This window comes from Marinobacter sp. C2H3, assembly GCF_037080155.1.
Classification (GTDB): Bacteria; Pseudomonadota; Gammaproteobacteria; order Pseudomonadales; family Oleiphilaceae; genus Marinobacter.
Genome location: NZ_JBBBNZ010000001.1, coordinates 165,147 through 179,834, shown reverse-complemented (window position 1 = coordinate 179,834; position 14,688 = coordinate 165,147). Strand labels below are relative to the sequence as shown.

The window sequence follows — 14,688 nt, the reverse complement described above, 5'->3', positions numbered from 1 at the left end:
GGCCCCCCCTAAAATCTGTAAGTTTGCTCATCTGCCCAAAAAGGCCTGTCGGTTTTTGTGAAGTCTGGCTTTTCATGAGAATCCGGCAGAAATTTGACGTCATCGTATAAAGGTGGTGAAGGGAAAGCCCGCGCTTCGCCACCAGGCGCCTCTGACGCCTGTAATCGCCACTGGGCACGGACCTGTAGATCAATGAAGGAAACCCGAGTTGCGCCAAACGCCGGCGTTGATACCGCCGTTTCAAGCTGGTCGAAATAGTAAACTGCGCCAGAAGGCGTCAATTGAGTAAATAGCGGTTCTGGATCCGGCCATAAACGCTGTTTACTGGATAGAATCGCTTTAGCCAAGACCTTCTCTGAAACTCTGGTACCTCGGAAAGACGTCGTAAGTTGAATGTCATCAAATATTAAAGCAAGGTCGCTTTCAACGACGACTCGTTTGCTCACGCGATCAATAACTGACGCCTTTTTAGGGCTAATTTGATATCCTTTCGATGACAGCGATGCGGCCAAATCCCGGACGTTTTCAATTCGGATTCTGGGTTGGAGCAAAAGTCCAAGCAAACGATAATACAACTCTGATGGATTATTCTGGAGGTAGTCATAAAGGTCATCCTGTTCGTCTCCGAAGGGGCCTCGTTTCAGCCAGTCAACCAGAGGTGGATCATCAAGAAAAATAGCTGCGATACCAGCAATGACGGCCATGACGACGCCAACGACAGCCCATGCAACGGGCCCCATTTCCAGCAAAACGATGGCTGCACCACTTTCCGTCGCCGTGCTAGACATTAACGACCCCATGACAGTCATACCTGTGCCGATCGCAAATACTCCATGGGCAAACGCGGCGTCATAATCGGCAGTGTCGAATTCGTGTTGCATATCCCAAAGTGACAACATAATGGCCACATAAGCAATTGCCATTCCTCCCACCATGCGGCGAGTTACCGTTTCTGGTAACGCCCTTGCAATACCTCCTTCTGCCCACGTTTCAAAAGATTTAGGAACGGTGACAACCGCCTTATCGAGGAATTTTGAAATGCCCTGCCAACCCAGCATATTTTTGGAAATTTGATCAGCTAACAAAGCGATGGCCATACCCACTTCAGACAATGCAGAAGTCAAACCAAGTGAAGCTCGGACTTCCCCTCTTTGTTTACTCGTTTTCTTAATTAAGTGAATTTCCTGACAAACATTCAAAAGCTCTAGCCCAAAGACAAAAAAGGGCACTTGCACATTTTTTGAAATACTCTGGGCTGTCCTACCAAGACGAACGTTCCTAAGATACTTCGCAATGTCCGAATCTTTTTCAGCCACAAAAACGACAACATTGCGTGCCTCGGGCAACTTGCCCAGATCAGAAATTTCTGAACGGCGGGTAGAAGCAAGCAATTCACCATCAGAAGTGCGGATCTCACCGTAGAAACGTCGTAGGTTTCTCTTGCTATGGAGATAAGTACGGTCAGCTTCAGTTAGACCATACTTCAGTCCACCCTCCGGATCATGCACACCGAGCATGACCATATCTTTGCTGATGGCGTTTCGCGGGACCATTTTGACGTCACCAAAGAGTTTCGGATTGCGGGCATTCGCAAGGCTTAGTAAAGGTCCGTACAAGCGTGCAGGCGCCGCAGTTAGCCACGGCTTTGCTGCCTTCAGCGATACAACCAACTTTTGTTCCAGTGCGTCCAAAATGGCACTAACCGCGTTACCAAAGCGTTTGGCTTCGGTAATTCCATTGAGGCTGTTGCCCTTTGCAACCGCCAGCAGGCTTGCTGCTGTTAGTGTCTGGACTGTATCAGGTTGAGGAGCCTCGTCGGGCAAACAACGCAGATCATTCGGGCGACAACTACCATCCCCACCAACGGGCTCGGCAGATGAAGATTCCGTTTCGGCAACAGCATTTCCACCAGTACCGTCGAGTCGTGGAAACACCATGGCACTCAGCGGCTTCTGCTTTTCTGGGTCAAGAATGTCAAAGATCACCGAATTGGCGGCACGGACCTGTTCACGGCTGACCATCGGCTGCTTGTTCAGCGGGTCGACCGTGTTGGGGTCCAGCCTCAGCACGGAAACCAGGTCCCCAAAGAGCGCAAAGCCCTCGGCATAGTCGAGACCTTTAAGCGCGAACAGGTCGGCGAAGGCGTTCTGATAACGGGGTTGGTGGACCAGGTGCGTGAGGGCAGCCTGTGTCAATCCTAAGGATTCCGTCGCCAGTCGGCGCTCAGCGCTTTTCAGGGTTCGTTGAAGCGCTCCAAAGTAGGTGTTGTTGATGTTTTTCAGGTAGTCGTTCAGCGGATTTTTCTTGCCTCCCAGATACTCCGGCCCCATCACCCGCTCAATCAGCTGAGCACTGTCGCCATACGGTTCCTCGTTCACGGCCTCCAGCACGGCGGTGAGGTAACGCTGGGCGGACAGCGTTTGGTTCAGGCTGTGGCGCACCTCAAACAGGTCATCGTTCAGGGTGACCGAGGCGTAGCCCCGGGTGCGGGCGTCGGCCCAGGCATCTGGCGCGGCGCCCAGAGGTTCCCAGAGCGCTTTGTCGGCGGAGACGTCGACCACGCGACTGATGGGCTTGGCTTCGGGCTGTGGCTTTTTCTTCGGTTGATTCGCCCGGCCGGCAAAAGCCTGCAGGCGGGCCGCCGGGGCCCAGCGCAGGGGGCAATCCCGGTAACCGGCGGCCTCCCAGGCGTCATGCGCAGCGTCCGACGCCTCGTCAAACGCTTTTTGTTCGTCGCAGGCTTTCTGATAGAGGCCGTGCGCGTAGTTTCCGGTCAGGTCCAGGACGTTGCGCCAGGGGTCCGGCAGGTGCTGTTCCAGAAACGGTTCCCGGGCCCGCGCCGGGGGCAGCGTGGCCACCGGCTGGATCACGCCGGGGCCTGGGGCGCCCTCGGACAGTGGCCGCCCCTGCCACACCAAGCCATCGCCGCTGAGGCTCTGGCAGCGGTCCCGGCGGGCGGCGGCGTCCGTTTCAAGGAAAGCCACCCGGTCCCCCGGCCATTGCACTTCGGAGAAGGCCATCTGGATCTGTCCGGTCAGGGCGCTATCCATTTCCCTCAGTGGCACCCAGATGGCGTCCAGCCGGCGCCCGACGGCGGGGCGGCGGTCTTCGGTCAGGCCGTCACCGCCCTGTTGCCGATAGTCACTCAGCCGCACGTCCCGGAAACCCGGCGGCTGGTCGGCCGGTGCATCCACCTGCAGTTCCCGCCACAAGCGGCCGTCCCGGAACACGTAGACATAGCCGGCCCGCACCGGCACCGGATGGCTGGGATGACCACCTGGATCCGGGTCCTGAGCCATCAGGGAGGTGATCGGCACCAGCGGACATACCCGGTTCCACTGGGCGATGGGTTGGCGCGGCGTGGCGCCAACGTGTTCAAACAGGAGCACCCGGATGGGCGAGCCGTCGTCGGCGTCAATATCCAGCCAGACGTTCTGGCGGGCCTCAGGGGTGGTCGGCCAGACCGCAAGTTCGCTCTGGCTCAGAGCCTCCCGGTGACCACGCTGGTCCATCCACTCCTGCTCGGTTTGATCGGCGGGATCGAACAGGCGAAAGCGGTGGCCCTCCGGGTGATCCTGCCCGACCACTTCGATGATCAGGACCGGGCCTTCGCAGGCGGGGCCGCGGGGCGGCTGCAAGGTGCGAGATTCAGACATCCGTGTCGTTCCTGTACCAGTTTATGACGTTCCGTGTCGCTGCCGGCAGCCTAGTAGAGGCTGCGCGGCAACCGATACCCCGCCAGCAGTCGCTGGGTAAAGGGGTTGGTGTTGCTGGCGGCGTGCAGGCGGTAGCGCATGTCGCCGCCGTCCACCTCAAAGCGCACATCCACCGCGGTGTTGCTGACGCCGGTCAGGTCCGCCTGGTCCAGCAGGCGGAACAGGGCCCAGGGGCCGCTCTCGGACACGCTCCGGGGCGATCGGTTGACCTGCACCGGCACCAGGGTCACCCGGCTCTCCACCGCGTCCCGCAGGGTGTTGGGCCAGACCAGCGGGATGTTCTGACGGGGGCCGTGATTGTATTCCACCAACTGGCCATCGAGGTTCATTACGCTGCGGCGTTTGTTGCTCGACAGGTCCAGTGGCTCCAGGGCGAACTCCACGTCCAGCGTGCCGCTGCGGGTGAAATAGGCCTTGCGGATGCGCTCCGCCCGGTCTAGGGCGTCCAGCACGTCCCGGCGGACCAGGCTGGCCCGTTCCGCGCCGCTCACACCACCCGGATGCTCGTCCAGAAACAGCTTCAGGTTCTGGTCGTAGAAGGTCGCCAGGACGCCATCCGGGGCAAAGAAACGCTCGAAATCCTGCAGCGCCGCGTCCCGGCCGGCCTTCGGATTGAGCGGGTAGCGGCGGGCCAGGGTCTGCTGGAACGGCACATACACATCCCGGTACCAGTTCTGTTCCAGCTGGGCCACTGCACCATCAAGGAGAACCCGCCAGCTTTCATCCGCCAGCCGCTTCAGCAAGCGGTTCAGAGGCGCTGGCTGGTCTTCGGCCATGCGTTGAAGGGTAAAGATGGGATCGTCGCCCTGCAAGCTCAGTCGGGCGCGGGCGGCCTCGAGGGCTGCTTTACCGGTGTCCGGCGCCTCCTGGATGTTGCGCAGGTACTGATGCAGGCTGGTGATCACCTTCATGATCTGGTCGAGCCCGCTGGGCTGCTCACCCGTCCGGTCGGTGAGCTGATTCAACTCGGCAAACTGCCGTTCAATGTCCCTCAGCATACGGATCTGCGGCGACTGCTCCAGCAGCGCTCGCCGGGCCTGTGCGGCTTTGTCGTCGGTATCTGCGGGCGGAATGAAGCGGGTGTTCTGCTGCACCTGGGCCAGCAGGGTGGCGAGGGGCTGCTGGCTGCTGGTGAGGGTTTCCAGCACTCGCACCCCTTGGTTCAGATCCCTGAACGGTCGGATGTCCAGATGGCTGAGGGCGTTTCGCCACGCGGCGGCGTAGTGCTCGGCATAAAGTGTCTGCAAGCGTGACCGCAGCTGGGCCTCGTCCGCGTCGCTGAAGTTGACGTTGTCCCGGCGGCCGAGCACCCAGGCATCCACCAGGGCCAGGTCGGTCACCGAGGCGGAGCGTTTGAGGAACCATTTATCCAGGCCCTGGCGAGTGAGCAGTGCCGGCACCATCAGCGGGTCATGGACGACTGCGTTGCCCTCGCTGGCGGGGGCGCTGACCGTTGATGGGCTCGCGTCATCCGGTTCGCCGTTGTCATCCAGGCGGGTGAAGACGGTGCCGAAACCCGGCCCGCTGGCCCGGGCCAGATCGAGCGGCGCGCGCAGTTGCTCACCGGCCTGCTGCTCGAGGTCGCGATACACCCGTTCCGGCGTGCGGGTCTGCCCCAGAGACGCCTGCGCCCATTCCACACTGCTGCGGAATGGCGCCAGGGCCAGTTCGGCCGACCGGTCACCGGCCTCGGCCATGCCGGCCAGGTCGGTGTTGGCCAGGGCAAACTGCAAATGACCCATCAGCCGGTCCTGCAGGTCCCGCTGGCCGGGGTACGCGGCCTGCCAGTAATCCTTGAAGTAATCGGTGACCAGAGCCGGGCGCCGACCGCTGGCGTCGTAAAGCATGCGCAGGACACGAAGGTGACGCAGCCGGTCCAGATCGGTATCCGGCGCCTCGGACAGCGCGCTCATGACGCCCAGCATCAGCGACGGCAGGTATTGATAGGCAAGCAGGTTCTGGTACGCCTGAGCCACTTCCGGCCCGACCCGCTGGCCCTGGTAAAGGCCCATATCCGCCAGGGCCGGCCAGCGGCTGTGATAATCGCCGAACGCAAACGTGGCTTCCCGAAGCTGGTCGAGGGGCGCGAGCAGGCTTCGGCCGGTGCTGTCCGGCTCATAACCGACCGGCTGCCAGTCGGTCAGGAACTGCCCGACCCGCTGCTGAACCGCATCGGCGGCGGCCGCATTCTTGATGAAGTAGTGCTGCCAGCCGGCGGTCATGGCAACGCCGGCCACTACCGCCACCACAGACGCTGCGGCAAGCGCCCGGTGCCGGCGCGCGGCCACCTTCCGATTGTCGCCGGCCAGCCCCGCTTCGGGGTAGATGATGTCCGGAAACAAGCGCTGGGTGAACAGGCTCGCGGGTTGTCCGGGACGCTGGGCCGGCTGGATGGGGGCCGGCAGGTCGTAGTGGCCGGCAACCGCGCTGACGAAGGGGTCCTCCGGAACGCCCTCCTGCAAAACCGACGTGAAATAGGTGCCCCTGACCAGCGCCGGCGTGGAGAAGGCGTCCGCCGACAGCAGGTCCGCCAGATAGCTTTCCAGCGTTTCCCTGAGGCCGGCCAACTGCCGCACGAAGGAAAACGCGGCCGCTCGCGCTTCCGGATCCCGGGCGTGCTCCAGGATTTCCGGAAGACGGGCGTTCAGGCCCTCCACCAGCTCATCGAAGCGTTCGGCGAACGTTGCCATCCAGTCGTCCGGCTCGTTCAGCCCTTCCAGGCGAAAGGTGAAGCCGAGGGCTGAGGCCTTTTCCTCCGCCGTCAGCGCCTGGGCAAGGGTCGTGAAACCGTACAAGAGATCGAGCTTGGTAAAGGCGACATACACCGGCAGACGGCTGCCCAGCTGCTCCATCAGTTCCCGCAAACGGGTTCGCAGGGTGATGGCCTGGGCCCGGCGCTGATCCGGACCCATCTGCCCCAAAGCGGCCAGATCCACGGCAACGACAACGCCGTTCAGCGGCCGCTGGGGGCGGTTCTGTTCCAGCCAGCGCAGAAAATGCCGCCATAGGCGGGCGTGCATGGGCGCGTCAGCGCCGGCGGTCTCACCGTGGACCAGCAACGCACCGTCCGGGTCCAGTAACACGCCGTCGTCGCCCACCCACCAGTCAACCGCCACCGGGTTGCGGTCGGTTCGCTGTTCCCGGGTCACGTTGGTGAGGGTGTAGGTCTGGCCAGAACGCTGGATCAGGCTGGTTTTACCGGCGCCTTCCGCCCCGAGCAGCAGATACCAGGGCAATCGGTAACGACCATGGCGGCCGGGCAGATTGCCGGTCAGGGACGCCAGTTGTCGATCAAGCTGGCGTTGCTGGCGCCGCTCCAGAGGCAGGATCGGGTCTTCCTGTTCCCGGGCAGCTTCCTGTTTGCTTCGGTCCACCCGGCGCAGTTTGCCGGCCAGGCTTGCCCCCCAGATCACGGCCACCAGCAGCACCGCGCCAAGGGTCACCATGGCCCGCATCTGCCAGGCGGCCAGCGGATAATCTCCCCCCAGGCGCCAGCCCGGGCCAAACCACCAAACCGCCGCAACGGCCAGGGCCAGCGCCAGGAACAGCACGATCGGTGCCGCCCGGCGCAGGCGTGGCCACATCCAGCGACCGACGAGTAATGCCTTTCTCCACATGGTATCCCTTCCTGCTGTGTTTCCGTTCTTAATGAGTGGTGTCACCGGCCAGCCGGTCGAGCTGGCGCAACAGCCCCGGCTCCCAGTCGTCCAGGGTGCGCCCGTCCAGGCCCTGGCGCAGGTCGCCAGCCTGCTGGGCCGCCAGGCGGGTCAGCCCGGCATCGCTGAGCAGGGTCAGGCTGGCCAGGCGCCAGTACACCCGATCCCGGGGTTCCCGGGCGTCCGCGAGACCGGCTTCCAGTGGCGTCAGGGCGGCGCCGAGGTCGTGGCCGGCCAGGTCCTCCCTGGCCCGGGCCAACGCCTGCTCCCAAGGGCTCGCCCCCGGACCTGCGGCCACCGAACCACTGGGGCCGGCCCAAAGCCAGTCGGCGGCCTCCGGCCCCAGGAACGGGGTGCCATCGTTGAACGTCAGTTCGGTCAGCCGCGGCAGCCGCTCGAGTAATTGGCGAAGGTCCTCCCGGATCGCGTCAGCGCAGGGCCCGTGGCCGAGGGCCCCAGCGGCCCGGGCGCTGAGCCAGTGACCGTCGAGCCAGAACGGGCTGACCGACAGGCTCTGCTCAATGCGCTGCCACAGTGCCAGATCCGGCGCCCGTTCCAAGCCGTCCCGGTAGTCCGAGACCCGATCGGCGCTGACCGCCGCCAGGTCCGTGCGCTGCCCATCCCGGGTGGGCGGCTCGGCGCTGATGCCATACCAGATGGCGTAACGTCGCATCCGGTAACCCAGCGGATTGGCGGGCTCTACGGAGGTGATCAGCTCCGCCACCTTCATCAGGCTCTGGCGGGTCGCCCTTTCGTTACCCGGGTCTAGCGTCAGCGATCCCAGGTCCGGCGCGGGCGCCGGACGCCCTTCTGCCGGAGCGGGTGTCGTTCCGCTGGCGGCCGCCTCCAACGCGGGATCCGGTACCTGGGCATCCAGGGACGGCAGGCTGTTGATGGCTTTGTGCAGAGGGTCCAGTGCGCGAACAGGCAGTCCCTGCTCCGTGGCCTGTTCCCGCAGTCGATCCAGAACCTCCAGGCAGTAGGCGCGGGTATCGCCCTGAGCGCCATCGAACACCAGGCCCTTGGCCTGCGCGCCGGCGCGCTGGAGCATCTGCGTGAACATAAGGCCCCGGGCCCTTCGGCCGGATGCGCCAGGGTACGGCCAGGCCTGGGACCACCAGGCATCAAGGGCCCGGTTCAGTAAATACAGCGATAGGGCAAACCGCTCCCCATTACTGCCCTGCTGCAGGCTCAGCAACAGGCAGCCCAGTGCCTTCAGGTGCTTGCTGCGGTCGGCAAGCAACTGCACCGAACTCTGTTCCACCTGGTCCCAGGCAATATCGGTATGGGCAAGGGACCCTACTTTCATGGTTTCGTCCTCGAGGAAGGCCAGGGTCGGATCGTCCACCAGATCGTCCCCCGGGCCGTCGGCCCCCGCGAGCGGGCCGATCACCTGTTCCACGTAAGGATGCTGTTCTATCAGTTGCATAGGAACCTCCGTGTTCTCTACCAGCCGCAGGTGTCCCGGAGAGGCCCGAGGGCCCGCCCGAAACCCTCGAGATCAAACAGTCGCCCGTCCAGGGACGGTTCGCTGCTCCTCAAAGTGATCCGGTCTCTGCGCGTCAGGGCCTTGGCCAGTCGAATGGACGGCAGCCCCCGGCCGCTGCTGATCACCCGGCCGTTGTCCCGGACCCGCCACTGCCCCGCGGCGTCGGCCAGGGAAATCGTTACCCGCTCGGCCGCCACCGGCTCGGGAACCATCAGGGCCAACTCGGTGATGTTGCCCTGGCACTGCACCGTCAGCAGGGGGCGCGGGGGCGCCGCCCCGAGGGCCGGCACCGTGACCAGGAGCCCGGCGGCGGCACCGGTGTCCCGGTAAATCACCCGATCGGCGTCCAGCGCCTGGGCAAACGCCTGGCGCCAGCGCTCGGTGCCTTCCAGCGCCGGCCCGGCGCCCGCTGCCAGACCAACCGGGGTGTCAAAGGCCCGATCAAAGCAGGCCAGTCGAACCAGCCGGTCCCGCTCGCCGGTACAGGCCTGGGCGTCCGCCAGCAGATCGGCGCTCAGGGGGCCAGCACCCAGGAGAAGCCAGAGGGCCAGCCACCGGCACTGGGCCCGTTGGAATGGGAGGCGGCGTCCGGAAAACACGGTCATTGCTCGGTCACCTGGTACTTGAGGCATTTGTGGGCGAGGGTTCGCTTGGGTAAGCCGAGGCTGTCCGCGGCCTGGGCCCGGTTGCCGCCGTACTGGCGCAGGCGGTCCCGAATGATGGCGGCTTCAAAGGCCTGGGCGGCAGCCTTCAGGTCACGGATTTCGTCGGTGGGCGGCACCCCCGGCAATGACGGCGCCTCATCGCCGGTCAGGCTCGATTCCAGGACCGGCTCCTGCGGACCCAGCGTCAGCACCTCCGGCTGAATGTCGTCACCGGCAGGGGTTTGCAGGCAGGCCAGCTCAATCAGATTGCGCAGTTCCCGGACGTTACCGGGAAACCCATAGTCCGCCAGGCGCGCGAGGGCATGGCTGCTGATGCCCAGGGGCCCGGCCCCCTCCCGCTCGGTGTAACCGCGAATGAAGTGCCGGCACAGGGCGTCGAGGTCCTCGATGCGGGCCCGCAGGGGCACCACCGACAACGGAAACTGGTTCAGGCGGTAGTACAGATCGCGCCGGAACCGGCCTTCGTGGATGCCGTCCTGAAGGGGCTGGTGGGTGGCGGCCACGAGGCGGAAATCCGAGTGCCGTTCCCGACCGGCGCCGAGGGGACGGAACTGCCGGGTTTCGAGCACTCGCAGCAGTTTGGACTGCAGCGCCAGGGGCATGTCACCGATTTCATCCAGGAACAGGGTGCCGCCGTCGGCCTGGGCCAGCAGCCCGTCTTTCGCCTGATCGGCCCCGGAGAAGGCGCCTTTGACGTGGCCGAACAGTTCGCTTTCCAGGAGCGTGTCCGGGATCGCGGCGCAGTTGACGACCACCAGCGGACGCTCCGCCCGGCCGGAGAGCTGATGGATGCCCCGGGCGACCACGTCCTTGCCGCAACCGGTCTCACCCTGGATGAGGACAGACAAGCGGCTGCCGGCCGCCCGAACGATCTGGGTGCGCAGGTGGGTCATGGCGCCGGAGTTGCCCACCAGGCTCTGGCTGAGCTGATCGCACCGCCGGCGCAGGGTATCGGCGTCGTGCAGCTGATCGAGGGAGCGTTTGAGCAAGCGCCGCTGCCAGACCTGATCCCGGGTCTGGAGCAGGCGCACCCACTGGTGCACCAGCAATTGGCGGAAGCCGGTGTATAACGGCTGCTGGAGGATGGCCGGCCAGTCGGTGTGGTCGCCGCACAACACGAGCATCCCGAGGGTGCGGCCGTCCTGGCCGGTGAGCGGTTCGAGCCAGAGGCTGTGGGGCCGGTCGCTGGCGGCGAACAGGGCTTCGAAGCCGGGGTGGTCCAGGCGGTGGCTGGCGGCGCGGGTGAGTTCCCGGGCCTGGCCGGTCTGCAGCACGTGGGCGAACGGGTGGCTGAAGTCACCGCAGTCGAATTCGCCGGTCTCCCCCAGGGCCGCGCAGTGCAGGGTGCGGCCGCTGAGGTCGAGTTCCAGTGCCCAGCAGCGGGTCAGGCCGAGGGTGGTTTCCAGCCGCGCCGTGGCCGTGGCCAGCAGGTCCGGTAGGCTCTCCTGCCGGACCAGGGCCACCGCCAGGTCGATGCCGGTGTGCAGTTTCATCTGCATCCGTCCCATGTGTTATCCCTGAATCTCTGAGCTGGCGTTGGCCGACCGCACATCGTGAGGTTCGGCCCTCCAAAACACGCCGTGAATACGTCCCTGTAGGCTCCGCTCCGCCATCCCTGGCTCCGCAGGGTTTTGGAGGGCCGAACCCCACGATGCGCTACTCCGAGCGGGCATCAGGCCACGACCCCGGTGAATCGTTGACCATCCACCCCCAACGTCACCCGGTTAACCGTCTCCCGGCCCGCGAGTTTTTCCAACAGGGCCAGCGATACCGGAGGCAAAAGCTCGCCCTCGATAATGGATTCCAGCATCCTTGCGCCGTTTTCGCTTCGGGTAGCGCGGCTGCGGATGGCGTCGATGAGGCCGTCTTCGAGCACGACGTCGGCCCGATAACGCTGGCGGATCTGGTCCGCAAGGCGCTGAAGCTTGTCGCCGACGATGCGGTTGAGGGTGTCCTCGCCCAGGGGCAGGTAAGGCACCACTTCCATCCGGGCCAGCAGCGCCGGTTTAAAGAAGCCGGCCAGTTCCGGATAGAGGGCTTCTTCCAGGCTGGCCGGGGACTCGGCGTGGTTGACGATGGTCTGGTCGCCCAGGTTGGAGGTGAGGAAGAAGACCACGTTCTTACAGTCGATCAACCGGCCTTCCCCATCGGCCAGCTCGCCTTTGTCGAAGGCCTGGTAGAACAGGTTTAGGACCTCCGGGTGGGCTTTTTCGACTTCGTCGAGAAGCACCACGGAATAGGGTTTCTGGCGAATGGCTTCGGTGAGGATACCGCCTTCTCCAAAGCCAACGTACCCCGGGGGCGATCCGATCAGCCGGGAGACGGTGTGTTTCTCCTGGTACTCGGACATGTTGATGGTGGTAAGGAATTGTCGCCCGCCGTAGAGGAGCTCGGCCAGTTGCACCACGGTTTCGGTCTTGCCGACGCCGCTGGGGCCCACCAGCAGGAAAGCGCCCATCGGGCGGCCCGGGCGGCGCAGGTCAGCGCGGGCGGTCAGCAGGTGCTGATGCAGGCGGTCAATGGCGATGTCCTGGCCTTTGATATGAGCCTGCAGGTACGTCGGCAAATGGGTGATTTTGTCCAGCTCGTCGGTGGTCATGCGGTTGACCGGAATGCCGGTCCAGTCAGCGATCACTTCAGCCACCTGCCGGGCGTCGACGCGGGCGTGGACCAGCGGCTCGTCGGCCTGAAGCTCCGCCAGCGCCTGTTCGAGGGCGGCCGCTTCGCTCTTCAGATCCGGGCGCTCTTCGTGATCCACGCCGGTCAGCTCAACCGCGGGTTCGTCCGCGACGGCTTCCGTGGCGTCGTCTTTCAGCAGGCGCTCGCGGATGTCGATCAGCCGGGCCACCAGTTCGCGCTGATCGTTCCAGCGTTGCTCGAGGGTGTTGGATTCGTCGCTCCGTTCGGCGATTTGCTGCGCCAGCGCCTGCTCTCGCTCGGCGTCCACGCGCTGGCCGAGGGCGCGCTCACGGAGCATCAGGTCCTGCTCCATCGCCAGCTGGTGTAAGGCGCTGCGCACGTGGCTCAGACGCCGGGGCGGCGTGCTCAGGTTCAGGCTGACCCTGGCGCAGGCGGTGTCCAGAACGTCGATGGCTTTGTCCGGCAATTGGCGGCCGGCCAGGTAGCGGGCCGACATCTCAGAGGCGGCGCTCAGAGCGCTGTCGGTGATCAAGACCTGGTGGGCCTTTTCGTAGACGGTGCGCAGGCCACGGAGGATGTGGACCGCTTCGCCCGGCGTCGGCTCGTCCAGAGCGACCGGCTGAAAGCGGCGGCTGAGAGCCGGGTCTTTTTCAATGTATTTCTTGTACTCGCGCCAGGTGGTCGCGGCGATGGTGCGCAGCTCGCCCCGGGCGAGGGCCGGTTTCAGCAGGTTGGCCGCGTCGGAGCCGCCCTCGCTGTTACCGGCGCCAATCAGGGTGTGGGCTTCGTCGATAAACAGCATCACCGGCGTAGGTGAGCCTTTGACGGCGTCAATGACGCCCTTCAGGCGCTTTTCGAACTCGCCCTTGACCGACGCGCCGGCCTGCAAGGCGCCCATATCCAGGGACCACAGCTCGACCTCTTTCAAGCGATCGGGCACCTCACCGTTCACCATGCGCAACGCAAGGCCCTCCACCACCGCGCTCTTGCCAACGCCCGCGTCGCCCACCACGATGGGATTGTTTTTCCGGCGACGGCACAGGATGTCGATCATCTGGTCGATTTCCGCGTCCCGGCACAGCACCGGGTCCAGCGCGCCGTCCCGCGCTTGCCCGGTGACGTCGGTGGCGTAACGGCGGAGCGGATCCAGATCGGCCGGAGTGGCCGCGCCAGCAATCGCCTGCCCCAGCGGCTCGGGTTGCTCGGCCGAGCCATCGGTGGCCCGGTCAAACCCCTTGCGCAACTGTTCCCGATTGATGTCCGCGAGCGCCCGGGCCACCGGAGGGGTGAGGTAACGGTCGGCGTTCAGCAACAGGGCAAGGAACACCGCGCCGGAGCGCAGCTCGGTATGGCCGAGTTCGGTAGAGGCCAGCAGCCAGGCCTCCTGGAGCAGCTCCACAAGCAGCGGCGAAAACGCCGGATACGGTTCTGCGGTCTGGGCGCCACCGGCCAGGTGTTCCGCCACCAGCGGCTGCAATTGCGCCACCTCCACGTTGGCCCGCGCCAGGATCTGGCGCACGTCGCACAGCGGCATCTCCAGACATTTGAACAGCAGGTGTGCCGGGGTGATTTCGGCGCCCTGTCGGCTGATACAGAGGGCGGCCGAGGCTTCCAGGGCCTGGCGGGAAAGGTCGTTTAGGCGCCCGATCAGCGCCGGCAGTTCTACCCGTATCACAGTGATGTCCTTATTTCGGGAGTTGGTCGAGTACGCGCAAGACGTCCGTGATGCGCTCGTTCAGGGCCAGGCTATACAGTCCGTAGACGCCCGCCATCGCCAGGGTAAACAGGCCAGCCACACCCCAGAGCGGCAGGCCGCTGCGCCGGCGCGGCCGGGCCGGCGTTACGTGGCTGAAGGCATCTCCGAGGCCGGATCGTCCTGAGGCGTCCGCCGGCCGGGTGGCGCGCAACGTGTCGTACAGCCCCTGTCGGATGCGGTCGTATTCCTCCCGGCCATTTTCCATGACCTTGTAGCGGCCCTCGAAGCCCAGGGACAGGCACAGGTACAGGAACGACAGCATGTCCCGAAAGCGTTCCGGCTCCTGCTCCATCCGGGCCAGGATGGCGAACACTTTCTCGCCGCCCCAGGTCTCGTTGTGGAACCGGGACAGCAGCGACTGCTGGGACCAGACACTGTGCGCGCCCCAGTCCGTGCCCAATACGGCTTCGTCGATGAAGGCGCAGAGCACGTAGCGGTAGGCCACCACCGTCGGCCGCTCGTAGCCCTGTTCAATCAGTTCCCGGTCGATGGCGGTGATGTCCTCCACCACCTGCTGGTAGAGCCGCTCCACGCCCCGGTAATCCGCCAGCCGGCGCACGCGGATGACCAACCCCAGCAGGGGAATGGCCGCATCCACCAGCCGGTTCGGTTCCCGGCCCCGCAGTTGGAACTGTGGATCACCTGTGGCCGGGGCGTCTGGCTGCTCCCGACCGGCAAACAGCTGGTCGGCAAAGCTGGGCCCGGTGCCGGATAACGCGTTGTCGTTGGACCGGATCGGCGCGTCCATGGCCGTGTCCTGTGTCAT

7 protein-coding genes are annotated in these 14,688 nt (G+C 64.7%); all 7 read right to left on the bottom strand.

The window, feature by feature from the left end:
- Nucleotides 1-8: 8 nt before the first annotated feature.
- Complete coding sequence (locus tag V3388_RS00755; protein WP_336365608.1) at nt 9-3,656, bottom strand: hypothetical protein; 3,648 nt, start codon at nt 3,654-3,656, stop codon at nt 9-11.
- Nucleotides 3,657-3,706: 50 nt separating this feature from the next.
- Nucleotides 3,707-7,333, bottom strand: coding sequence for a type VI secretion system membrane subunit TssM (tssM, locus tag V3388_RS00750; protein ID WP_336365607.1), 3,627 nt, complete (start codon nt 7,331-7,333; stop codon nt 3,707-3,709).
- Between the two features lie 28 nt (nt 7,334-7,361).
- Nucleotides 7,362-8,801 carry a type VI secretion system protein TssA gene (gene tssA / locus V3388_RS00745; protein WP_336365606.1) on the bottom strand — a complete coding sequence of 480 codons (1,440 nt, stop codon included), beginning with the start codon at nt 8,799-8,801 and terminating at the stop codon, nt 7,362-7,364.
- Nucleotides 8,802-8,818: 17 nt separating this feature from the next.
- Nucleotides 8,819-9,466: a type VI secretion system-associated protein VasI gene (gene vasI, locus V3388_RS00740; RefSeq protein WP_336365605.1), complete on the bottom strand. Its 648-nt coding sequence runs from the start codon at nt 9,464-9,466 to the stop codon at nt 8,819-8,821.
- Complete coding sequence (locus V3388_RS00735; RefSeq protein WP_336366441.1) at nt 9,463-11,025, bottom strand: sigma-54-dependent Fis family transcriptional regulator; 1,563 nt, start codon at nt 11,023-11,025, stop codon at nt 9,463-9,465. Before V3388_RS00735 ends, vasI begins: the two co-directional genes overlap by 4 nt.
- 173 nt (nt 11,026-11,198) lie before the next feature.
- Entirely contained in the window at nt 11,199-13,841 is a 2,643-nt protein-coding gene (gene tssH, locus V3388_RS00730; protein ID WP_336365604.1) for a type VI secretion system ATPase TssH, read from the bottom strand.
- 10 nt (nt 13,842-13,851) lie between these two features.
- Nucleotides 13,852-14,688: a type IVB secretion system protein IcmH/DotU gene (gene icmH / locus V3388_RS00725; RefSeq protein ID WP_336365603.1), complete on the bottom strand. Its 837-nt coding sequence runs from the start codon at nt 14,686-14,688 to the stop codon at nt 13,852-13,854.

Excerpts from the sequence above, each read along its gene's own strand:
- V3388_RS00755 (WP_336365608.1), bottom strand. The coding sequence starts at position 3,656 with ATGTCTGAATCTCGCACCTTGCAGCCGCCCCGCGGCCCCGCCTGCGAA.
- tssM (WP_336365607.1), bottom strand. The coding sequence starts at position 7,333 with ATGTGGAGAAAGGCATTACTCGTCGGTCGCTGGATGTGGCCACGCCTG.
- tssA (WP_336365606.1), bottom strand. The coding sequence starts at position 8,801 with ATGCAACTGATAGAACAGCATCCTTACGTGGAACAGGTGATCGGCCCG.
- vasI (WP_336365605.1), bottom strand. The coding sequence starts at position 9,466 with ATGACCGTGTTTTCCGGACGCCGCCTCCCATTCCAACGGGCCCAGTGC.
- V3388_RS00735 (WP_336366441.1), bottom strand. The coding sequence starts at position 11,025 with ATGCAGATGAAACTGCACACCGGCATCGACCTGGCGGTGGCCCTGGTC.
- icmH (WP_336365603.1), bottom strand. The coding sequence starts at position 14,688 with ATGACACAGGACACGGCCATGGACGCGCCGATCCGGTCCAACGACAAC.